This is a genomic window from Sphingobium sp. KKT206 (genome assembly GCF_055640555.1).
This window is the reverse complement of the sequence record NZ_CM145764.1, coordinates 635,598-655,832: the sequence shown is the minus strand read 5'-3', so window position 1 is coordinate 655,832 and position 20,235 is coordinate 635,598. Positions and strand designations below refer to the sequence as shown.

The window sequence follows — 20,235 nt, the reverse complement described above, 5'->3', positions numbered from 1 at the left end:
TAACCCCTGCCCGATCCGATGCTGTCAGACGCCAGAGGGGAAAGCGTGCGATGAGATTTCGCGCGGCGCACAGAAGCGCCAGTGCTGATGACTGCGACATTGGAACAAGACTCCAGAGGGAAAGATTGAGGGGGGCGTTTGCCTGCAACCCCCATTTTTCCTTTCCCCCTCCCCTTGCCGATCGAGCCCTGGTGCCAGCTCGGCATATCTTTCTCGTGCAGGATTTAGGGTGAACGCACTTTGCTACGTTGAAGCCGGATCAGATCACGAAGTCGGGAGACAAAGGTGCTGCGACGGCGAACGATCGCGCAACCAAGCATATGGCGCAAAGCGCATTCCGGGCGCTATTGGCGACGCGCGCATGTCGGCTGCAAGCCGTCCAAACCCTTTCGACCATTGCGAAAATATCGTCCCACGCAGCACGTTGTCGCAAATTTGTCATATTTCTTATTTCTTCGCATATGCAGCGTCGGCATACTCACTGCCCATGAGCTTGGAAAAATATGGGCGGCTGACCGAGGCCCAGCGCGACACTTTGCGTCTGTATCTGCATCTCCAGATCAAGGAGATCGCGCAGGAACTTGGCATAGCCGAGTCGACTGTCAATCAGCGCCTCACGCAGTGCCGCAGGATCCTGGGCACGCTCAACAGCCGCGCAGCCGCCAAGTGGCTCGTGCGCTATGAAGAGCAGATTGGCCTATATAGTCTTTCTTCATATCAACTTTCTACTATTCCCTTCCAGCCCGCTACCCCCTCAACTGGAGCCGCAACCGTGACGGGAACGGACGATGGCGCAGGGGACGACAACAGGGTGGACAGCCCCGAACCGGCATTGCCGGTCACGGTCGAACCGTCTGATCGGCTCACCCCATGGCCGTTCAAGACGCGCGCGGCGCCCGACAATCGTCTCTCGACCTGGGCGAGGATTGCGCTGGTCTTGCCGGTGGCCGCCTGTCTGCTCGCAGCTGCGATGATGCTGGCGCTGCTTTGCATCGGCTTCCAGGACGTCCTGGTCAGCCTCCAGCATCTCTTCATCAGCGGTTCCTGACCGCACCTCACCAACATTTCTGGCTCACAAATAATGCGCCCCGATTTTGCGCACGGAGACCCTTATGCTCAACGCACATGCCCTGCACGCCGCCGCCCATGGAGTGGCGGACCGTATCGCGCCGATCGAAGCGGCGATCGACGACAGCTTTGCCAAGACCGCAAGGCTGCTTGCGTTCCTGCCCGAAGCTAGGACCGCCGCTCGACTGCCCGTCTCCACTGGACATGACGCAATGATGCGGGTGCTCGCCTCCTTGAACTCGATCGCCCAGGCCCGCGGTGAAATTCTCGCGGCTCATGCCGCTTTCGCAGCGACCCGGGATGACCTTCGGATCACGGAAAAGGGCTTTGGCAGCCTGACCGGCTGCCCGACCCATGCCGAGTTGCATGTGGTGACCAATCACGCAGCCTAAGAAAGGCCTCATCCCTTGCTTGACCACAGGCCCCTGCCGGTAAACAAGTCACGTCATGGCGCTATTGTTTGCATTGCTCATGGCCGGGGCCTGTGGCTACGCGCTTCTTCGCGGCGATCCATCGGCCAAGGTCGTTGCGACAACCGTGATCTTTGGATCACTATTGTCTGCTATGCTGATCGATCAGACATCCGAACTCTGGCAGGGCAGCGAACCGGGCGTCTTTGTGATCGATGTCATCATGCTGGCGATCTTTGTGGCGGTCATGATCAAAAGCGATCGCTTCTGGCCGATCTGGACAACCGCAGCGCAGCTCCTGTCCGTCCTCGCGCATATCGGACCACTATTGCGCAATGCCCATATCGCGGTCCCCTTCGCCGTGAGCGAGCAGCTCTGGTCGTGGTTCATCCTCGCCCAGCTCGCCTATGTTACGTGGCAGCGCTATCCAATTGCAAAGGCTTCGACGACAGCGGGCTGAGCCGGCCGGCGAGATGCGCAAGGACGCACGATGAAACTTCGCCGGCAATGCGCCCCGATGTGCGCCAGGCGCCTCGCCTCCCAGCGCCATGGAGAAGCTGAGTGGACGCTGGGCCCATCGCAGCGCCAGCGACGGTTGCCTTTGCTCGACAACTGATCCGGGCAGAACAGTTGCGGCACCGTCTGTTGGAGGAACATTTCTCACCGGGAGAATGGCAGATACTGCTCGAGCTCTTCGTTGCGATCGAGGAGGGGCGCAAAACCGCCGTCACCGACATCGGATTGATCGAAGGGATCCCCCGCAGCACGGCGCTGGGCATCGCGGCCGAATTGACAAGGAAGGGCATCATCATGCGCACAGCAGACCCGGCCGATGGTCGGCGTTTCTTCCTTTCGATTGAAGACAATCTCCATCGGCGGATCAACGCTCTCTTGCTTAGTATCATGCTTTACCTTCGCGGTAGCGATGCGACGGATCTCGACAGCTGAGCGGCGGTCTGAGCGTCATCTTGTGGACAGCGCGCTCACAGGCCCGCATCGGTGCGCGATTCCCGGTACCAGCCGGCCGACTTGCACAGCTACGGGCTCTATGATTGCGGCCGGCCCCGCGTCATCAGAGAGGCTGACGCGTCTTAATCGTTGTCGCGCGCTGATCCGGCTTCGGCGCGGGGCTATCAGGATCCTGGGTGAGGCGCTTCGCGGCCCCCCGCTCCTCGATATGTTGTTGGTTTTGTATGCCGCTGAGCTCGAAGGCCGTGCGCTATGCCAGTCCAGCATCGAGAGCGATGCCTCTCGGGCCAGCGCTCATAGACATGCAGCGCTTCTGGTTCGGCACGGCGTTGCGGTCTGTATCGTCGACCCTCGCGATCACCGCCGCAAGACGGTCAGTCTCACCATGAAAGCGCGACAGGCACTCGACGGACTCATGGACGAGATGACCAGTCTTTAGAAGTTGGGGTGCATCGGGTGGGGAAGCGCATATCCTTCTGCACACCGAACGACGGCCTGCAATGGCCCTGGCGCATCTCAAAGCATCTCCTGCATATCTTTACTGGTCGGACGCGCCCTTCCCCCTGCCCCGGATCGATCGCGCGGCCCGGCGCCGTTGCGCACTTGCTTGTTCACGCACTATGATGTCGAGGCAGGGCTCCTCTATGCCCCACAGGTCGTCATTGGCCAGCAATTCGCGCGGGACGGCGATCCCATGTTCGAGGCACAGTAGCGGTATGAAAATATGCGTGGTCGACAGACCAAGCCAATGCGCGCATCGGATGTGATCTTCAATCGTGGCGGTGGGTATCCCAGCCTCCATTTCGCGGATCCAGCGTTCGCTGCGGCCGATAGCGGAAGCCAGCTGCGGCTGCGAAATCCCTTCGCGCCGACGGCGCTGCTCGATGCGCCTGCCCGACAGCATCTTGATCAACGCGAAGGTCTCGGCGTCGTCGAGCGCCGATGAGCTTTGAGGCGGCATGTGCAGGTCTCCCTGACACTGGCTCAAAGAAATTCAAATGCATAACCCCGATCAGGAAAATTTGCTGTCATTGCAGCTGCAGGTCAAACCCATTCACTCTCGAAATCGAGACTATTTGACGCAAAACTGAGGTCCAGTTGCTTATCATGACAGGCTGATATCCTTCCGCACCGCCATCCCAGGACTGCCGGATCGAGACATGATATACGGCCTGGTGCGAGGACGGACACAGCCGTCCCAATCATCCTCAAGATGTCCATCTTGCGGCTGCCAGCGCCCATAAGGATAGGCTCTCGATCCGCTCCTTCACCGATTCTCGATACTATGGTTCGTGATCCAGCGCGCGCCGCGCGCCAGCGTCCCTGCCAAACCGGCACTTCACTGCCGGTTTGAGGAACTGGAATGCCGGTTTCCGGAACTCCGCTTCCTCCTTCCGGCACTTCACTTCCCCACCCGTTGCGAAGGCACGCGTCAGGCAGCACCCAAGGCTCAGACGCCAGGCGGAAGGCAACGAAATGGAACCGGCATGATGACCGGTCCCAGCGCCTCCACCGCCGCCGATCCAGGCACGCACATGTGCCGCATGAACCATAGGGAGCTAGACCATGAGCATGATCCTGGGGCCGGTGGCCCTGTTAAACGCGGCCGGGCTGAGCGCGACGCCTTCTGCCCAAATAATGGTCCCCAGCATCGTGACATCGCCTGCCCCCCTAGCGGTCGTGCGCCAGACCCAAGCCGCCGGCTTCATCATCGTGACGCGCGCGCCAGAACCTCAGAGCCTGCGGGGTAATCTCGTCCCGCTCGGCATCGGCGTCTTCCTCGACCGCTTGCCCGGCACCCTGCATCCCCTGCCCACCATTGGAGGCCGCCCGTGAGACATGTATCGCTATCCCTGCGCGCGTTTGCCATCGGCATGGCCATCAATCTCACAGGGGCAGCCGCGCTTGCCGCAGAACAGAACGACACTGCGCTGCTCACCCAGGCCGCGCGCCAGGCCGAAGAAAGCCTGAGGCAGAATTTCACTAATCTGAGCTTCGAGGACTTCAGGCCGTCCCCCATCAAGGGGCCAATCTATCAGGCCAACGCTGGAGGCCGGATCCTCTATTATGCGCCGGAAAGCGAACATATCCTGTTCGCAACGGTCTACGATCGTGCCGGCGTCAATATGACCGCGCTTGCGCAAGAGGAGCTGGCACGCCGCCGCCTTGCCGCCATCGATCCGGCCAAGGCGCTCGCGATCGGACCAACCGATGCGCCAGTGGTTATAGAATTCACCGACCCCGATTGCCCCTATTGCCGGGCCCTCGATCGGTTCTGGCAGACAAAGGCGACGGAAGGAAAGCGGGTTCGGCGGCTCCTCTATTTCGTGAGCGGCATCCACCCGCAGGCAGCCGCCAAAGCCGAACATATCCTCTGCTCGCCGGACCCGGAGGCAGCGCAACGCGCCCTCTATGCCGGGCAAACACCAGACGTGCTGCTGCAATGCAAGGCGGGCGCCGACAAGGTCGCCGCCGACGCCGAAGCTGTCAAGGCCCTGGGCATATCAGGCACGCCCACCCTGTTCCTCGAGGGCAAGATGCTCTCGGGCTTCCAACAGGCCGAAATCGAGGCCTTTCTCGACGAGAAACGCAGATCCCAGGCTTCCCCCTGACCGATCTGCCGCCCTTCCTTTGGCGGGCCTCCTGGCAGCAAGCGCCCCGTGCGCCGGGCCGGGTTCCAAATGCCGACGTCCTGGCTCGCCTGGAGCCGTCCGGTCAGGTCGTTAGCCGACAGCGATCCTCAAAGTCGATGCCGGCACCCTCTCGTTCGGACGGGTCCCATTTCACCGGAGTAACCCCATGCGCAAATATTATCTGATCGACCGCCTCTTTGCCTATCGCTTCGCGATCGGCGACGCGCTTCTCGCCTTGCTTCTGGGCACGCTGCTTGCCAGCGCAGCCCATGCCTTCAAGGCACCCACCACGACCGACCTTGGCTACGACATTTACGACATCGTCGTGAACAAGGGCGTCAAGGGTCCCCTCGGCTTTGTCGGCGGGGTCGCAGCCTTTCTCTTTGGCGTGTCGCGCCTCTTTTCCAACATCATGATCGGCATTCCCACCATCGTGGCGGCGGTCTGTCTCATCAAGGCGGACTCGATCCTGCGCACCTTCGGGATGCTCATCTGAGCGATCCGAACACGAAAACCCGAGCCCTTTTCATCGTCGGGCCGGGTCGGCCGGAGGGCAATGGCGCCCTTTGGAAATCACGCTTGATCGCGTGATGAAGCAAGGGAGAAGGACGTGGACGAGAGACTTCCGCAATTCCTGCACAAGCCGGTCCAGATCCTCTGGTTCGACGCGCAGGAGTTCATCGTCGTGGTATCGACCGTTTTCGTCGCCGTCATCCTGGGTGGCTATGCGGGCTGGTGCCTGGTCGGCGCCCTTCTCCTCTTCATCCCCTGGAAGCGCACCAAACCGCGCGGCTTCATGCCGCATCTTGCGTGGCGCTGGGGCCTGCTGCGCCTGCCCCATTACCCGGGGCCCACCCAGATCCGCTTTTACGAGTGAGATTGCACCATGTTCCGCAAAAGCGCCTCCTCAGCCCCGATCGACCCTCTGCTGGATAAGCCCGCCAGCTTTGGCATCCACCGCTATCTGCAGGGATCTTCCAATCTGTTCGAAGAAAACCGGCTGCTCAAGTTCGCGATTACCGGCCTTTTCGGCATCACCTGCGTGCTTGGCGTGGTCATTTATTCGACGGCGCAGAACCAGCGAACGGTGGTAATTCCGTTCGGATCGGGCGGCGACCTCTATGTGACCGGAAGCAAGCCCTCGGAGACCTATCTTCGCACCATGACGCGTCATGTCGTCGCGCTCTCTGGAACCTATTCGCCTTTCTCTGCCGATCGCCAGTTCCAGGAACTGCTCAGCATCGTCCACCCGTCCGCCTATAATGGGGTGCGCGACAGCCTCAACCGCATCCTCGACGAGCTCGAGCAAAGCCCGACGCTCTCGATTGCGACCTATATTCGCCAGGACCAGCCTGTCAGCTGGACTGATCGGCAGATCATCGTGCCGGTGGAGAAAGTCCGCGTCATAGGCGGCGTCATCCGCAAATTCAGGGGCAATCTGCGCATCGGCTACGCCGTCGATGCCGGCCGCTTCTGGCTCACCCAGCTCACCGAGGAGAATTTCGATGGCGAAGCTCAATAGGCCTCATGGTGCCCTTATCCTGGCAGCCTGCCTTGCATGGCATCAAGGTGCCGCTGCGCAGATGATCATCGCGCTGCCCGAACATACCAACATGATCCGCCTCTCCAACAGGGACATCAATCATCTCGTGTGCGAGCATGGCGAGATTGAGGATGTGCGCTTCTCCACCGAGAAAGGCATCGCCGTGGAGCGCGCCGGCGCTGACGCCTGGATCAAGTTTACTGTGCGGGAAACAGACGATGGCGGGGCTGTGACGCGCAGCTATGCGACCACCCCCTCGGAATTCTTCGTGACGTGCAATGGCGCAGTCTATCCGCTCTACGCCGAGCCCACCGAAATGCCGGCCCAGACGGTTCGACTTGCGGCAGGCGCGAGCCAGCGCGCGCGCGCTAACGAGGAACTTCTTGCTCCGCTGGTGGAGGAAGAGCGCGCCGTATCCGTGACGCTCGCGCTGCTGCAGGACCAGGTGCCTGCAAGCTTCGCCGAGCGCGCGCCGCGAGCAGGGCCGATCGCGTTCAAGGCAGATCCTGCCCTCAGCATCGTCGAACGTCGTGCGATCATCATTGAGGGTGCCTCGCTATCCGCCTCGGAATATCTTGTCAGGACAGAGAGGCCGGTGACGCTCGATGAACGGTTGTTCCTCGATCGTGCGCTTGGCGAGCGCATCTTTAGCGTCACCATCGACAGGCTCGATCTGCGCGAGGGCGAGACCGCGCGCGTTATCGTGATCCGCCGGGAGGACATGCTGTGAGCATCGCGCCACATGAGCCCACAAAGGGCGAAGGACCGCAAGGCGAGGAAAGGCCGCAGGGGAGGCGCAGTCGGACAAGCCGCCGGCCCATCGCCTCGAGCGATATTCGCCCTCGAGGGCCCGCCCTTCTCGATCTCAGGTCGCATTGGCTCGCGCTTGATCCCAGGCGGCAGCTTCGCGCGAAGCAGGCGGCGATCGCGCTTGTGATAGCGGTTCTTGGTTATGCCATCTATGCCGCATCCCATAGTTCCGACGAGGAGGAGGCTCCTGCCCCGAACGTGTCCCAAATGGATATGGGCGCCGGGCTTCGCGGCGACAATCTCGAGATCAAGGTGCGGGGCGACCTTCAAAAAGTCCTTGATGGGCAGAGCCTGCTTGGCGATCGCATCACCGCCATCGAAGAGGGACGCCTCTCGCCAGGCGCAGGAGCAAATCAGGACGAAACGCTCGAAGAGGGCGCTCTCCCGCCCGCCATGACCGGCGCGATGCCTGCCTTTCCCGAGCCGCCATTACCGCAGGATATTGCCAACGCCGACGGGAGCCTCCCGCCCCCGCCGCCTACAGCGCCCGCAGCGCCGCCCGCTCCTCCCGTTGAGCGACAGGTCGGCGCCATCGGCACCGCGACGGCGTCGATTGCGCCAGCGGAGAACGGTGCCCCCGATGGAGCAAATGGCTCTAAAAAAAAGTCGAGGACGATCTATTTGCCGCCTGGTTTCATGAAGGCGCGGCTGCTGACCGGCATCGACGCGCTGGCAAGCAGGGACGCAACCAGTAATCCCGAGCCGCTGATCGCCAGGGTCCAGGCTCCTGCCGTCCTTCCCAATGACGTCAAGGCGAACCTTTCTGGATGCTTCGTCATCGGAAACGCGACCGGCAGCCTCGCCAAGGAACGGGTCGAAGTCCAGCTGGTCTCCCTATCCTGCGTCGACTTCAATGAACGTTCAGTCGTGGATCAGCCGATCAAGGGCTTCTTCGTCGACACAGACGGCAAGAAGGGTCTTTCAGGTAAGGTCGTGACAAGAGCCGGCGCGGCGCTGGCACGCAGCTTCATCGCCGGAACCATCAGCGGCATGTCGCAAAGCGTGGAGACGACGTTTGGCGAGACCTCGACGTCGGCTCTGGGTTCTGTACGGTCCTTCGATCCCGCCGATGCCGCCAGATCCGGGATTGCGGGCGGGCTTTCGAAATCCTCGGAGAAGCTGACCGACTTCTATCTCGACCTCGCGCGCCAGGCCGGCCCCGTCGTCGAGGTCGGCGCCGCAAAGGATGTCGTCGTGGTGATCCAGGAGGGCGTGACGCTCGAGATCAAGCCTGCCGCGACGACCCAATTCTGATGTCCCCTTTTTTGGAGATCAAAACCATGTCATCCCAAATTTCGTCTCGATATACGCGTCAGGCCAGGGTCGCGCCGCTGCTCGCGCTGCTAGCTGCCCTGCCCGCCTGCACGGCGATCGGCTCTGCCCTCTCACCTTATCCCGAAAAGTTCAGCTGCAAGAACAGCGACCATGGGCAGTGCATCCATCCCGACAAGGCGTATGCCGATGCCAAGGCCGGTCGCCCTTCCCGGTCCGACCCCGCAGTCACGCTCGACAAGGCCATGTTGCGCGAGCCCGGCAGCAAGGGCCCCTTGCCCGTCCCATCGCGCGGCGGGCAGACGGCTTCGCCCGCCCAGCTGCCGTTTCTTGGATATCGCGACAGCGTCTATCGCGAGCTTCAGGGACTACTCGACGCGCCGGTGACACCAATGCTGCGTGAGGGACGCAGCGTCCGCACGCTCATCCTTCCCTATGCCGACCGGGAACGGCCCGACCGGCTCTACATGCCACGCTACATCTACTCGATGGTCGAGACGCCCCGCTGGGTCATTGCCGACTATCTCGTCAATCCCATCGAATCCGCCGCGCGCGTTCCTGTTCTTGAACAGAGCAAGGAAAAGCCGGGCGGAGCCTATGGCGAGCCTGCCGGACTAGCCCGGGCGGTGGAGCCATGAGCGTGGCGGGCACCAGACATGGCGGCGGGATGACGCTTGGCAGGTTGCGGCGTGCCGTCTCGCGCGATGCCTATTCCGACTTTCTGCCGATGGTTTCCTGGGTGCCAGAGGAGGAAGCTTTTCTGTGCATCGACGATGGCTGGGGGCAGGCCTGGGAGCTGGTGCCCTCGCCCTATCTCTTCGCGCACGTCCATCAGGCGCTGATCGGTCTCCTCAACATCCATTTCGAACCGGGTACCGTGGTGCAGATTCATTGCTTTGCCGATCCGCTGATCGATGGGGCACTCGACGCCTTTCTGGATCTGAAAACGAGGCCAGATCCCCTGATCCAGGCCTCGGCGCGCAGGACGCGCGATTATCTGCGCGAGGGTACCGCGGGCCTTGCGGCCCTGCACGGTATTCCGATGCGGAATTTCCGGCTGCTGCTGTCGGTCAAAACCCGTCGGCCTCTTGGGGCGGACCTGCGCCGCCAGATCGAAGAGCAATTGGCCAGGCTAGGTATCGAACGGTTGGCACCTGAGGCCCTGGTCACCTTCTATCGCCGGATATTCAATGGCGTCTTCGCCGACGCGCCGGGCATATTCGCCATGCAGGAAGGTGAGATCGCGGCCCGTCCCGTTCGCAAGCAGATCATCGACGCAGGGCCTGATCTTTTCTTCGATGGACCAGAATTGCATCTGGGCAATCAGGTGGCGCGCTGCCTCACGCCCAAATCCCCTGCGCGCCGCGTCACGGCCGAGCGCTGCAACCGGTTGATGGGCGGCATGCGGGGAAGCGCAGAGGACAGCGATCAGATCGGCGGCCCGTTCCTCTACAGCCTTGCCATCCTCTTTGATCACAGCATCTTCGAGATGCACAAGCGCGCCCAGATCCTCTCCGCGCAAAAGGCGGCGGGAAGCTTCGCGATCGAGGTGGGCAAGCAAATCGAGGAGATCAGCTGGATCCTCGATGAGGCCGGCAATGCTCGCTTCGTCTCGGTCATTCCCACGGTCTGGGTCTTTGGTCGCGATAGCGCCCATGCGCGCGACATGGCGGCGCGCGCCAAGCGCCTATGGGAAAGCGAACCCCTGCCCTGGATGATGCAGGAGGAGAGCTATCTCAATCCCATTCTCCTGCCGATGAGCCTGCCCTTTGGACTCTATCCCGACCGGCCGACCATGCGCATGCTCGAGCGTCACCTGCCGATGCCGGTGAAGGCGGCCGCCCTGCTTGCACCTGTCCAGACCGACTTTCGAGGCGGCGGCCGCCCCGCCCTTCTCTATGCCGGCCGCAAGGGACAGCTGGTGACGCTCGATCTGTTCGATCCGCGCATCAACAATTATAATTTCATCGTCTCTGCAGAGTCCGGTGCTGGCAAGAGCTTCCTCCTCAATAACCTGTGCCAGCAATATTATGCCCAGGGCGCGCTGGTGCGGATCATCGATATCGGCGGCAGCTACCGCAAGCTTTGCACCCTCTGCTCTGGGCGCTATATTGATATCGGCGAGGAGCAACTCGTCCTCAATCCCTTCGATATGGGCCTCGCGCTCGACGGTGACGACAGGCAGTCCGCCATCGGCGTCGCAGTCGCGATCGTCGCCGAGATGGCGAACGCTGCCACCAGGAGCGGCGTCTCCACTTCGCAGTGGAATCTCATCAAGTCCGCCGTCCAATGGACGATCGACAGCGGCCGTTCGATCCGCGGCATCGACGCAGTACGGGACTGGCTCGGCAACTATCCCGCCGACGCCGCAAGCGACCTCGATAAGGTCGATCATCTTGTGCCGATGGCACGTGAGATCGCCTTCAACCTGCGCGATTTTGCAAGTGACGGGGTCTATGGCCAGTATTTCAACGGGCCTTCCACCTTCGACATCTCGGCAGATGAATTCGTCGTGCTCGAGCTCGAACGCCTCAAATCCATCCCCGACCTTTTCAACGTCATCGTCATGGTCGTGGTGAATGCGGTGACGCAGGAACTCTATCTGTCCGCGCGCGACAGGCCACGCTTCGTCCTGTGCGACGAGGCAGCGCAGTTCATGACGCGAACCGAGGGTCAGGACCTCTCGCGCCTCGCCGAAGTGTTCGGCCAGGGCTATCGGCGCGCGCGCAAATATCAGGGAAGCTTCGGCGTCGTGCTCCAGTCGATGAACGACCTGCTGCTATTTGGAGGCACGGGGCAGGTGATCCTCGAAAATGCCGCGACCCGCTTTCTCCTTCAGGGATCCACTTACGATCGAGCCGTCGAGAACAAGATCCTCGACTATTCCGGCTTCGTTCTGGATTTGCTGAAATCTGTTAGGAATAACAAGCCTTTCTACTCGGAAGTTTTCATCGATTCTCCGCTTGGTCTCGGCATCGCCCGCCTCGTGGTCGATCCCTTTTCCTATTGGATCAACACCTCGGCACCTCAGGAAGTCGCGGCATTCGAGGCTCGCCTCAAGATGGGGCGCTCACCGCTCGAAGCGATTTGCGACCTCTCGGGCGTCGAGGCGCAGGAGATATTGGGCCTGCCCGTCCAGCAGCAGGGAGGGAAGCTATGAACGGCGCGCCTCCTTCGGACCGACAGCGGCAGACATTTGCTTATACGTCAAAGCAGATCGAAGAGCTGGTTGAGGCGCGCTCGGCGGAGAAAGCGCATGCCGACGCGCTTTACTGGCGTATCCGTCTCGTCTGCATCGAGACGCTGCTTTTGGGAACGCTCGTTCTTATCGCTGGGCTGATTATCGGCGAGCCGGTCAAACTGGTGCTGCGTGCCGCGATCATTATCGCTGCAGGGTGCCTTGCCAGCGGCATGCTGCTGATTGGCCTGAGCAATGCGACCAACTCCGCATGGAAACGCCTCAAGCTCCTGGGGCGGCGGCCATGACGTGTCTCGCAACGATGCCAGCGGATCGGCCGCGTCGTCCTGTTGCTCGCCTGACTGGCGATGGCGATGACGCCGATCCAAGACGGCTGCATGCCCTGGCGCGCCATGCCCTGGTTGGCGCGCTTGTGGCCGCACTGAGTGCGGGAACCGCCAGCGCGGCGACATCGACCATCGGCCGAACCTGGCCGATTGCCGAGCCTGACGCGATGATGGAGATCGAAGGGCGCGCGGCGCGCGCCCCCGGCCTTGCCTCACAGCTGGGGCCGCGCGCCTCTTGGTCGGCGATGCGCGCGGCAACGCTTGGCAACGCTGCGGAAACCCGCATGCGCAAGGTGGTGCCCTTCTATACGCTGGAGCAGGATATTGCGCTTCCAGATGGGAAGATACTCTATCCCAGGGGCTTCACCTTCAATCCGCTCGATTATGTCGCGCTGCCCCAACGGCTCGTCATCGTCCATCCCCGCAATCTGCGTTGGGCTTTGAAGACGGCGCGTCTCACCGATTTCATCCTGCTGACGGCGGGCGATGCGCTCGAACTTTCCGAGCGGACCGGACGACCGCTTTTCATCCTCGAGGAACGGGTCAAAGCAAGGCTCGGCCTTACAGTCGCACCGGTCATCGTCGCTCAGGAGGGCAAGGCGCTTGTCCTGCGCGAATATGATCTGAGCAACGACCGTCGGTTGGGCAAAGGGCTGTGACCAAGCGCTTCACCCTTGCGTGCCTGACGCCCTTCCTGGCTGCCGCTGCATTCTGCTTGGCGACGCCGGCCTATGCCTCCAAATGCGAGGCTGGCACCATCTTCAACCCGATCACGAAGGTCCGCTGGAACTGCATATTCCCGATAACGATCGGCGGGGTGAAGGTCGGGAGCTTCGACAAGCTCGACAAGGAACTGGACGCGCAGTCTGCGTCGAAGCCACTTTGCGCCTGCCGCAAGGGCGCGACCTTCTGGTTCGGCGTCAAGGTCAGCTTCTGGTCGCCCAATCGCATGATCGATGTTGTGACGGAGCCTGGCTGTATGATGGCGCTGGGCGCTGATCTGCTGCCGACGGGCGGACGCCTTCAGGGCAGTCAAAGCTCTATCGCCGACGGCACGAACAGCCAGAAGATGTTCGCCCAGATGCACTATTATATCGCCCCGGTCTGGAAGATGCTCGACATGTTCACCGACCTGCCCTGCATCGAGGATGACGGGTTCGACGTCGCGATGATCACCGAGGTCCTGCCAACCTGGCAGTCAGGCACGCTTGGCGCCATCATCCAGCCGGAAGGCATATTGTTCGGCAATCCCGCCGCCGGGCTTGCCTGCATGGCCGACAGCGCTGCCGCTGCTGCAGGCAAGGTCATCGATCCGCTCTTCTGGTGCATGGGCAGCTGGGGCGCGACCTACCCGATCGCGGGCGACATTCATTTTGGTGACAGCGTGGAAGCCTGGGCCGGGCTCGCTGCGCGCGGGACCTTCATGATGGGTCGTCTGGGTGCCCTTACCATTTCATCAGCCGATGGCTGTTCGTTTAAGCCGCAGCCCATCTGGACCAAGAGCCGATACAAGCTCCAGATCATGGAGCCGGTCAAAGGCGGAAAATGCGTCAATATCGGTCGGCCCGGCGCGCTCTGGTCGTCGGCCAAGCATGCGCCGGGCAAAGACAATGCCCAGTTCATGCTCTTCGAAAAGGTGATCTGCTGCGCCGGAATCTCGACGCCATGAGCAGATCGTCCACCAGATGCATCGTGCGCGACCAAGAGCACATCCCAAGGTCTGCCCGCCGCAGGCCGAACGGCAAAGCGGATGCGCATGATGCAGGAGCGGCGCCGACGCCCCCAGACGGCGTCGCTCCAACCTTGATCAGCGCGGCCGTCCCATCCTCTGGGCAGCAACGGCCAGCCCCTTCTGGCCGTGCTTGTCCGACGGCCGCGCTGATCCTTTCAATGCGGCGGACACCGCGCCGTCCGCTGGAGAACCATAGGAGCGAGGAGCACGCGCCATGCGCCCAGACTCTCGCCGTGGCCGCGCAGCATATTGAGGAGACACGGTGATGTGCGGTGCCGACCATCTGCTGCCTTTCCTCGCCGTCGGGGCCCTGTTGCTAGGGCCCTGTGCCCTGGCGCAGGAGGGCGCGCGCAGTCCCGAGGATCGTGCCCGTGCCGCAGCAGCAGCCTCGCGCGCCAGGTCAAGCGACAGCGACGCGCTGCAGTCCAACTATGTGACGCCGGGTCTTGCCGGGCAATCGCTCACGACCGTGGACAATAAGACGCGCTTCACGCCGTCGCTCAGTTGCCAGAAAACGGCGACCCTGCTGGAACTCATGGTTCAGCCTGGCTCGACCGGAGACTTAACCCAGGTCCGCATTTCGCATGATCGCGACTTCGATGGCGCCTTCGACAGCCAGACGTTGCTGCCGATCCTAGTATCAGGCGTCTGCGCCAATGGCGTAATCGCCTGTATGCCAGGCACCTGGGAAGGGTGCCGATCCTACAGGTGGAACGTTGATGCCAGCCTGAACATCGGCCTTGCGCAGACTGACATGACGCAGTTGTCGGGTTGCTACTGCCTCAACAATAGCTGCGGGTCGAACCTTGCCTGGGGAAATATGACCGGCCTGCTCAAGGATTTGGGCGGCGGTGTCATCGGTGCCCTGACGAGCGCAGATCCGCGGATCGGCGTTGCCCAGGCGCAGGTGGGGGGACCGGTCATCCGCTATACCGGCGCTCAGACCACGGCCTGCTCGGCAAACCCGACGATCGATCAGACCCGATATAGGGCGTCCCCGACTGCACTGGCAAGCGATGCACAGAGCGTTGCTGCCTCCAGTTCCATCTTCCAGGCGGTCAAAGCCTCCCCGGCCGGGACAGGCAAAGCCGAACAAATATCGGCCTGCACGGTCATGCGGGACATCACCATCAGCCAGCCAGACACCGAGGCGATCATCAAGCGCTCGGCTGGCGGCTATGCGACCGTCCAGTCGGGACCTGCGCAACTGGCCTTCCTTATCGGCTCGCCTACCGACGATTCTCTCAAGGGCGGGGCATGCAGTATCTTCGATTTTCGCATGACGCTCGATGTCGGCGAAGCCGATCGCCTGCGAGCGGTCAGGATTGCGAGCTATTTTGCCGATGACTGGGCGCAAATACGGGTGGACGGGACGCTCGTCGCATCGGGCCCCACAGCCTGGACCGGCATGGGGCCACCTCCAGGCAAATGCGAAAAGCGCAGTAGCTTTCATGCAGCGCCTGAGCTGGACATCAGCTCCGCCATGACGAAGGGCACCCATGAGATATGGATGCGCGTTGCCGTGGCGAACGAAGGTGAAGCACAAGCAAGGATCGTGGCTGACCTTGATCTTGGCTGCCGGGCGACCGAACGGATCGTCGATCTGTGTGCGGGCATCGCAGGCCAGCAGCAATGCCGCCTGCGCGATGAAACAGTCGATGACGTCGTCACGTTCCGGATTGGCGCAGGGACCGGCCTTGCCCCGCTGCCCCAGACCCGCACGCTCGGGACGCCCGCTTGCCAGGTCCAGATCACCCGCGACTTCTTCCGGCGCGATCGCCGCTATGCGTGCGCAGTAGATACCGCAAGCCTGCCCCCGCCTGACCTGACGCGCGGCGCCTACATTATCGATCGCTCGACCGAGACCCTTCTGGCCGACCGGGCGCGCAGCGCCAAGGGCAGTTACCAGGAGAGCCGCCGCCCCTTCATGATGCCCGACCGGGGCGCGGTTGCGGCCTGCGAGCCCATCTGCAAGACGCGCAAACCCCGGGTGAACAGTGATGTAGCGCCAGAAGGCGTGGTGGGGTCGCTTCAGAACGACCCGCAAGGGTGGGACGTCTTCTACCATAGTTGCACGGCGGATTCCCTTTGTCCGGCAGGTGACGGCGAGGAACTGGTGTCGGCCTGCGGCTGCCTCGACGATTTCCCCGAAGCCGTCGCCATGATGCAGACGGTCCGCCTCGCTGGCGCCGACCTTGTCTGCACGGCCAGCCGCCGATGAAGCAGCTTGCAACACTCTTCGCCGGCGCAGGGCTACTGCTGCTTGCTACCTGCGGTCATACGCAGGTTTCGTTCGCGCAAACGCACGATAGCTACAAGTGGCTCTGCGCCGTAGATCGCAACGGCAATGACGATGCCGCGGATGAAGGCGAGGTCGCCAGCTGTGCCACTGTTGCTGGCGGCGGGCATGCCTGTCCCATCGGCCGGACCGCCTGCCTGCTTGGGATCGACCATCGATATAGCTGCCCCTTGGGAAGCCAGTTCGCGTGCCTGTCGCCAGACGGCGTGTCACCGCCCAGCTGTTCGCCTCATGCCTGCATCGATACGCGCATTAATCCTGTGGAAACAGATGTTCCCGTCGACGATCCAGGCACGCTGGCCGATGGCGCGGTTGATGCTGATGGCAATTGTCTCGGCACGATCGAGATATTCGGTGGCCGCAAACTCAGATGCCGTCCGCCGGGTCTGAGCGTCACCTTCCAGAACTGCTGCAAGGACAAGGGCAAAATAGTCAAGGACGGCATGGGCTCGTCCATCAGTTCTATCGGTACCAAGATCGCCGTCGCCAAGGGCGTCTTCACGGGCGTCAAGGCGGCCTACACGGCATTTCGCGCTGGGGCGACGGCGGGGCAGGCCGCAAGTGCGGGCGCCAACGCGCTGATCGTCGGCATTGATCCTACATCGATTGCGATCAGCCTTGCCATCAACTTCATGATGGAGGTGCTGCTGCAGGGCTGCGACCAACAGGATATGGAAGCAGGCATGCTGCGCGGTTCTGGCATGTGCCATGAGGTCGGCACCTACTGTTCATCGAAGATCCTGGGGACATGCGTTCAGAAGGCCAGAAGCCAGTGCTGCTTCAATTCCAAGCTCGGCCGCATCATCCAGGAGCAGGGACGTCCTCAGTTAAAGTCGTTCGCCAGCGGTTGGGGCGAGGTCAAATCGCCAAACTGCCGGGGCTTTACGCCCCAGGAGTTTCAGGCGCTCGACTTCAGCCGCATGGATCTCTCCGAATATTATAGCGAGATCGAGGCCCGCCCGGCCGAACTCATCCAGAACTACATGAAGGATAATGTCGATGCCTATATGCGCGTCATCAATCCCTGACGCCCTCAAGCGTCTGTTGGCTTGCCTTATCCTGGCTGCGCCAGCCGCGCCTGTCTGTGCGCTGGAAATCAGTCACCCCGGACCGCAGGAAACGGGCGCGCATCGGACTTTGACCAACGAGCCCAATGCATCCGATCGGCTGAAGGCTGCCATGGATGCGCGAAGGCCCGCCTCCACGAAAGGGCCCGCTTCCATCCCCGACATCCCGCATGAGGAACGCTCCCGAACATTTGAGCGCCTCAAAGCACGCAGCGCATCGCCCGATCTCGAGAGCCGGGCCCGTTCGGCAAGGGACAGGGCCGCCACGCAGCTCGAAACGCAGCGCGAGGCCATGACCGCGCGCCTCCATCAGGCGCTTGGCCTTGCGCCGCCCGAGCCTTCGCCAGCAACGAGATCTGCGCAGGATGGCAGAGCAGGTGCGCGCTCGACATCCGCCACATGGGTGCCGGTTCTGTTTGTATCCTCGTCCATGCCAATTGAAACGTTGCGGACCTATGCCGGTCAGCTCGAGCGCGCTCGCGGCGTGCTTGCCTTTCGCGGCGTGCCAGGTGGCCTTGCCCGGATCGAACCTATGGCGAGGCTATCCGCGCGGATTTTGCGGCGCGATCCAGGCTGCGAAGGTCCGGCCTGTGCGATGCGCGACGTCGAGCTCATCGTCGACCCGCTCCTCTTCCGACAGCAAGGCATTGCGCGCGTGCCCGCTCTCGCCATGATCGCAGGCGACCCGACCAGACCCTATTGCGAGCGCGAGGATGATCTGCCCGCGCGCGCCAACCATCTTGTCCTTGGCGACGCGGCGCTGTCGGGGCTTCTTGAAGAATATGGCCGGATTGGCGGCGGAAGGGAGGTTCGCGATGCTCAAGCTCGCCTTTCATCTCGGTAAGGCTGGGTCGATCCGTCTTGCAGCGCTTCCGCGCGAAGCGGCGATCGCCCTTGGCGGGGCGGTTGCCGATCAACCGCCAAGCCCTCGCCGTCTGTGGATCGCCAATGCCGTCATCCTTCCGCTCGCCTGGCTGGTCTGGTTCGCCCTTCATCACTATGTTCTGGTGATGAGCCCATCGGTCAACGCGTGGGTTGTGCGACCCGCGCCGGGCTTGATCGCAAAGGGCGACCTTGTCTCGTTCGACCTCGTTCATTCGCTTGCAGGCCCGGTGCCGGTGCGCGTGACGAAGCGGGTCATGTGCGTGGGCGGAGAGAAGCTGCGCCAGATCGCGCTTTCGATCGACGCCAGACATCGCAATGCGCGTTCTGCCTATTTGTGCGACGGCAGGTTGGTTGGCGTATCACGGGCATTCGGGCGCAACGGACAAGCCCTCGCGCCCTATCCTTGGGGCGATCACCCTATCCCGCCGGGACAGGTCTATCTTGGGTCTGATCATGACGACGGATTCGACAGCCGCTATTATGGTCTGATCGCGATCGAGCGTCTCACACGTATGGAGCGGGTGCTGTGATGGCCCGCCTTCGCCTCGCCGTCTCGATAGTGTACGCGCTCGCGCCCATATCCGGTCACGCCCAGACATCCGTTGACCAGGCCCGGGGCTATTGGTGGTATCAGGCACCTCCCAAGACCAAGTCCGAGGCAGACGAGCCCGTCCTCGATAAGCCCGTCATTCCACCCATGAAGGAGCTTGCGCGCTGGACGCCGCCACGCATCGCCAAGCTCATTGAGGCGCAGCGCGATTATGCCGCGACCGTGCTCAGCATCGAGGCCGTATCGGACTTCTGGCGGCTGCAGGATTTTGCGCGCCGCAAAGCCCGTGCTTTCGCCGGCGTCACCCAACTGGCCATGCTCGCGCATCCCGAACTCAACGCCAAGTCCGCCAATCCGATGGTGGGCGATGCGCGCGCCATATTGGGTGCGCAAAAAGAGTCTGTGCGCCGCAATTATCTGCGCGCGCACGCGCAGCAGTTCGCGCTCGTCATGTTCTCGCGGGAAAGCTGCGGCTATTGCCGTGTCCAGTGGCCGATCCTCCAACGCTTCCAGGACGAATATGGCTGGCAGGTGACGCGACAGGACCTCGACGGCCATCCCGGCATGGGCGAGCGCTTCGGTATCGAGGCAACGCCGACAACCATGGTCATCCGTCGAGGCAGCGCCCAGCGGATGGTCATCGCCACCGGTGTGGAAAGCTTCCCCAATCTTGCCCAGACAGCCTATCAGGCCATCCGCCTGCTGCGTGGCGACATCCGCCCAGAACAGTTTCTGACCGGCGCTGGCGAGGAGGATGGCTTTTTCGACGCGCTTGCCAACGGCCCTGTTTCTCCAGCGTCGGTTGCGGTCGAGCTTCCGGGCAAGGCGCCATTGCCATGAGCGCTGGAATCCACAATCCCATCGCCGCTGCAGGCGCTACGAGGGTGATGAAGCCTCTTATCTTGGCCGCTGTGGCGATTGGCCTGGCGAGCGGCATGAGCGAAGGTGCGCGAAGCGCTGCGGTCAGGGAGGCTGAACGCGCCGCTGTCCATCCGGTCGGTTCAGCCACCCAGATGCACGCTTGGCTCGCCCGCGTTCCGCTTACCCGGAACTTCCCGCCTGATTTTGCCGAAACGCTGCGCGGACATGCGCCGCTCATCTCGGTCGAAATGAGTACAGCGCCTGGCTGCCTGCCCTGCGGGGATATGTGGAAGAGCCTTCACCGACTGCGCACGCGCTACGGCTGGACGATACAAACGATCGACGCGCGCCAGGCGCTTGAGCGATCCGGCCGCCTGGGCCTTCCCTGGATCGGGCATCCGGTCCTCTGGGTACGACCAACTGCAGATCCAAACAGGACGATCCCGGTCGCGATCGGCACCGACCATGAGGTCAATCTCGCACGCAACATCTATCTCGCGACCAAGATGCTCAGCGGCGTGCGCCCAGGCATTGGCTTGCGCGCCATGGCGAAGTTTACCGGCATCGTCGCGCCCACGGCCATCCGCACACAATCGATCAGGAAGGACTGA

23 protein-coding genes are annotated in these 20,235 nt (G+C 62.3%); 22 read left to right on the top strand and 1 reads right to left on the bottom strand.

Translation table 11 applies throughout. From position 1 onward, the window contains the following. The first annotated feature begins 361 nt into the window (after positions 1–361). The 4 genes from ACZ2HM_RS03180 (at position 362) to ACZ2HM_RS03165 (ending at position 2,426) form a co-directional block, all read left to right on the top strand. Entirely contained in the window at positions 362–1,048 is a 687-nt protein-coding gene (locus ACZ2HM_RS03180) for a helix-turn-helix transcriptional regulator (RefSeq protein ID WP_470426228.1), read from the top strand. Positions 1,049–1,112: 64 nt separating this feature from the next. Then, positions 1,113–1,460, top strand: coding sequence for a hypothetical protein (locus tag ACZ2HM_RS03175; protein WP_470426227.1), 348 nt, complete (start codon positions 1,113–1,115; stop codon positions 1,458–1,460). A gap of 172 nt (positions 1,461–1,632) precedes the next feature. Next, positions 1,633–1,938, top strand: a complete 306-nt coding sequence (locus tag ACZ2HM_RS03170) for a hypothetical protein (protein WP_470426226.1) — start codon at positions 1,633–1,635, stop codon at positions 1,936–1,938. A gap of 185 nt (positions 1,939–2,123) precedes the next feature. After that, a complete protein-coding gene (locus ACZ2HM_RS03165) occupies positions 2,124–2,426 on the top strand; it encodes a MarR family transcriptional regulator (RefSeq protein WP_470426225.1) in 303 nt (100 codons plus the stop codon). 559 nt (positions 2,427–2,985) lie between these two features. Here ACZ2HM_RS03165 and ACZ2HM_RS03160 read toward each other — a convergent pair. Continuing rightward, a complete protein-coding gene (locus ACZ2HM_RS03160; RefSeq protein ID WP_470426224.1) occupies positions 2,986–3,408 on the bottom strand; it encodes a helix-turn-helix domain-containing protein in 423 nt (140 codons plus the stop codon). 605 nt (positions 3,409–4,013) lie between these two features. Between ACZ2HM_RS03160 and ACZ2HM_RS03155 the strand changes: the two genes are divergently transcribed. From ACZ2HM_RS03155 to ACZ2HM_RS03070, 18 genes are all read left to right on the top strand, one after another. Further along, a complete protein-coding gene (locus ACZ2HM_RS03155) occupies positions 4,014–4,283 on the top strand; it encodes a hypothetical protein (protein ID WP_470426223.1) in 270 nt (89 codons plus the stop codon). 38 nt (positions 4,284–4,321) lie between these two features. Beyond that, positions 4,322–5,059, top strand: coding sequence for a DsbC family protein (locus tag ACZ2HM_RS03150; protein ID WP_470426785.1), 738 nt, complete (start codon positions 4,322–4,324; stop codon positions 5,057–5,059). A 187-nt stretch (positions 5,060–5,246) separates the two neighbouring features. Then, positions 5,247–5,576: a hypothetical protein gene (locus tag ACZ2HM_RS03145; RefSeq protein ID WP_470426222.1), complete on the top strand. Its 330-nt coding sequence runs from the start codon at positions 5,247–5,249 to the stop codon at positions 5,574–5,576. A gap of 114 nt (positions 5,577–5,690) precedes the next feature. Next, on the top strand, positions 5,691–5,957 hold the full coding sequence (locus ACZ2HM_RS03140) for a hypothetical protein (protein ID WP_470426221.1): 267 nt from the start codon (positions 5,691–5,693) through the stop codon (positions 5,955–5,957). A 9-nt stretch (positions 5,958–5,966) separates the two neighbouring features. Continuing rightward, on the top strand, positions 5,967–6,602 hold the full coding sequence (locus ACZ2HM_RS03135) for a TraE/TraK family type IV conjugative transfer system protein (RefSeq protein WP_470426220.1): 636 nt from the start codon (positions 5,967–5,969) through the stop codon (positions 6,600–6,602). Next, positions 6,586–7,353, top strand: a complete 768-nt coding sequence (locus tag ACZ2HM_RS03130) for a type-F conjugative transfer system secretin TraK (RefSeq protein ID WP_470426219.1) — start codon at positions 6,586–6,588, stop codon at positions 7,351–7,353. The genes ACZ2HM_RS03135 and ACZ2HM_RS03130 overlap by 17 nt, the downstream gene beginning before the upstream one ends. Before the next feature lie 473 nt (positions 7,354–7,826). Continuing rightward, positions 7,827–8,687, top strand: coding sequence for a TraB/VirB10 family protein (locus ACZ2HM_RS03125; RefSeq protein ID WP_470426218.1), 861 nt, complete (start codon positions 7,827–7,829; stop codon positions 8,685–8,687). 26 nt (positions 8,688–8,713) lie between these two features. Next, positions 8,714–9,343, top strand: a complete 630-nt coding sequence (locus tag ACZ2HM_RS03120; RefSeq protein ID WP_470426217.1) for a TraV family lipoprotein — start codon at positions 8,714–8,716, stop codon at positions 9,341–9,343. Beyond that, positions 9,340–11,865, top strand: coding sequence for a TraC family protein (locus ACZ2HM_RS03115; protein WP_470426216.1), 2,526 nt, complete (start codon positions 9,340–9,342; stop codon positions 11,863–11,865). The genes ACZ2HM_RS03120 and ACZ2HM_RS03115 overlap by 4 nt, the downstream gene beginning before the upstream one ends. Then, complete coding sequence (locus ACZ2HM_RS03110) at positions 11,862–12,191, top strand: hypothetical protein (protein ID WP_470426215.1); 330 nt, start codon at positions 11,862–11,864, stop codon at positions 12,189–12,191. Before ACZ2HM_RS03115 ends, ACZ2HM_RS03110 begins: the two co-directional genes overlap by 4 nt. Beyond that, positions 12,188–12,889 (top strand): conjugal transfer protein TraW, encoded by a 702-nt coding sequence (locus ACZ2HM_RS03105; protein WP_470426214.1) that lies wholly within the window; start codon positions 12,188–12,190, stop codon positions 12,887–12,889. The genes ACZ2HM_RS03110 and ACZ2HM_RS03105 overlap by 4 nt, the downstream gene beginning before the upstream one ends. A 23-nt stretch (positions 12,890–12,912) precedes the next feature. Continuing rightward, positions 12,913–13,899 carry a TraU family protein gene (locus ACZ2HM_RS03100; protein WP_470426784.1) on the top strand — a complete coding sequence of 329 codons (987 nt, stop codon included), beginning with the start codon at positions 12,913–12,915 and terminating at the stop codon, positions 13,897–13,899. A gap of 328 nt (positions 13,900–14,227) precedes the next feature. Then, positions 14,228–16,183 carry a hypothetical protein gene (locus tag ACZ2HM_RS03095; protein ID WP_470426213.1) on the top strand — a complete coding sequence of 652 codons (1,956 nt, stop codon included), beginning with the start codon at positions 14,228–14,230 and terminating at the stop codon, positions 16,181–16,183. After that, complete coding sequence (traN, locus tag ACZ2HM_RS03090) at positions 16,180–17,289, top strand: conjugal transfer protein TraN (protein WP_470426212.1); 1,110 nt, start codon at positions 16,180–16,182, stop codon at positions 17,287–17,289. Before ACZ2HM_RS03095 ends, traN begins: the two co-directional genes overlap by 4 nt. Beyond that, on the top strand, positions 17,255–18,172 hold the full coding sequence (locus tag ACZ2HM_RS03085) for a type-F conjugative transfer system pilin assembly protein TrbC (RefSeq protein ID WP_470426211.1): 918 nt from the start codon (positions 17,255–17,257) through the stop codon (positions 18,170–18,172). The genes traN and ACZ2HM_RS03085 overlap by 35 nt, the downstream gene beginning before the upstream one ends. After that, positions 18,144–18,743: a S26 family signal peptidase gene (locus ACZ2HM_RS03080; RefSeq protein ID WP_470426210.1), complete on the top strand. Its 600-nt coding sequence runs from the start codon at positions 18,144–18,146 to the stop codon at positions 18,741–18,743. The genes ACZ2HM_RS03085 and ACZ2HM_RS03080 overlap by 29 nt, the downstream gene beginning before the upstream one ends. Beyond that, positions 18,743–19,603: a conjugal transfer protein TraF gene (locus ACZ2HM_RS03075; RefSeq protein ID WP_470426209.1), complete on the top strand. Its 861-nt coding sequence runs from the start codon at positions 18,743–18,745 to the stop codon at positions 19,601–19,603. Before ACZ2HM_RS03080 ends, ACZ2HM_RS03075 begins: the two co-directional genes overlap by 1 nt. A 47-nt stretch (positions 19,604–19,650) precedes the next feature. Continuing rightward, positions 19,651–20,235, top strand: coding sequence for a hypothetical protein (locus tag ACZ2HM_RS03070; RefSeq protein WP_470426208.1), 585 nt, complete (start codon positions 19,651–19,653; stop codon positions 20,233–20,235).

Excerpts from the sequence above, each read along its gene's own strand:
- ACZ2HM_RS03180 (WP_470426228.1), top strand. The coding sequence starts at position 362 with ATGTCGGCTGCAAGCCGTCCAAACCCTTTCGACCATTGCGAAAATATC.
- ACZ2HM_RS03175 (WP_470426227.1), top strand. The coding sequence starts at position 1,113 with ATGCTCAACGCACATGCCCTGCACGCCGCCGCCCATGGAGTGGCGGAC.
- ACZ2HM_RS03170 (WP_470426226.1), top strand. The coding sequence starts at position 1,633 with ATGCTGATCGATCAGACATCCGAACTCTGGCAGGGCAGCGAACCGGGC.
- ACZ2HM_RS03160 (WP_470426224.1), bottom strand. The coding sequence starts at position 3,408 with ATGCCGCCTCAAAGCTCATCGGCGCTCGACGACGCCGAGACCTTCGCG.
- ACZ2HM_RS03155 (WP_470426223.1), top strand. The coding sequence starts at position 4,014 with ATGAGCATGATCCTGGGGCCGGTGGCCCTGTTAAACGCGGCCGGGCTG.
- ACZ2HM_RS03150 (WP_470426785.1), top strand. The coding sequence starts at position 4,322 with ATGGCCATCAATCTCACAGGGGCAGCCGCGCTTGCCGCAGAACAGAAC.
- ACZ2HM_RS03145 (WP_470426222.1), top strand. The coding sequence starts at position 5,247 with ATGCGCAAATATTATCTGATCGACCGCCTCTTTGCCTATCGCTTCGCG.
- ACZ2HM_RS03135 (WP_470426220.1), top strand. The coding sequence starts at position 5,967 with ATGTTCCGCAAAAGCGCCTCCTCAGCCCCGATCGACCCTCTGCTGGAT.
- ACZ2HM_RS03130 (WP_470426219.1), top strand. The coding sequence starts at position 6,586 with ATGGCGAAGCTCAATAGGCCTCATGGTGCCCTTATCCTGGCAGCCTGC.
- ACZ2HM_RS03125 (WP_470426218.1), top strand. The coding sequence starts at position 7,827 with ATGACCGGCGCGATGCCTGCCTTTCCCGAGCCGCCATTACCGCAGGAT.
- ACZ2HM_RS03120 (WP_470426217.1), top strand. The coding sequence starts at position 8,714 with ATGTCATCCCAAATTTCGTCTCGATATACGCGTCAGGCCAGGGTCGCG.
- ACZ2HM_RS03115 (WP_470426216.1), top strand. The coding sequence starts at position 9,340 with ATGAGCGTGGCGGGCACCAGACATGGCGGCGGGATGACGCTTGGCAGG.
- ACZ2HM_RS03110 (WP_470426215.1), top strand. The coding sequence starts at position 11,862 with ATGAACGGCGCGCCTCCTTCGGACCGACAGCGGCAGACATTTGCTTAT.
- ACZ2HM_RS03105 (WP_470426214.1), top strand. The coding sequence starts at position 12,188 with ATGACGTGTCTCGCAACGATGCCAGCGGATCGGCCGCGTCGTCCTGTT.
- ACZ2HM_RS03095 (WP_470426213.1), top strand. The coding sequence starts at position 14,228 with ATGTGCGGTGCCGACCATCTGCTGCCTTTCCTCGCCGTCGGGGCCCTG.
- traN (WP_470426212.1), top strand. The coding sequence starts at position 16,180 with ATGAAGCAGCTTGCAACACTCTTCGCCGGCGCAGGGCTACTGCTGCTT.
- ACZ2HM_RS03085 (WP_470426211.1), top strand. The coding sequence starts at position 17,255 with ATGTCGATGCCTATATGCGCGTCATCAATCCCTGACGCCCTCAAGCGT.
- ACZ2HM_RS03080 (WP_470426210.1), top strand. The coding sequence starts at position 18,144 with ATGCTCAAGCTCGCCTTTCATCTCGGTAAGGCTGGGTCGATCCGTCTT.
- ACZ2HM_RS03075 (WP_470426209.1), top strand. The coding sequence starts at position 18,743 with ATGGCCCGCCTTCGCCTCGCCGTCTCGATAGTGTACGCGCTCGCGCCC.
- ACZ2HM_RS03070 (WP_470426208.1), top strand. The coding sequence starts at position 19,651 with ATGAAGCCTCTTATCTTGGCCGCTGTGGCGATTGGCCTGGCGAGCGGC.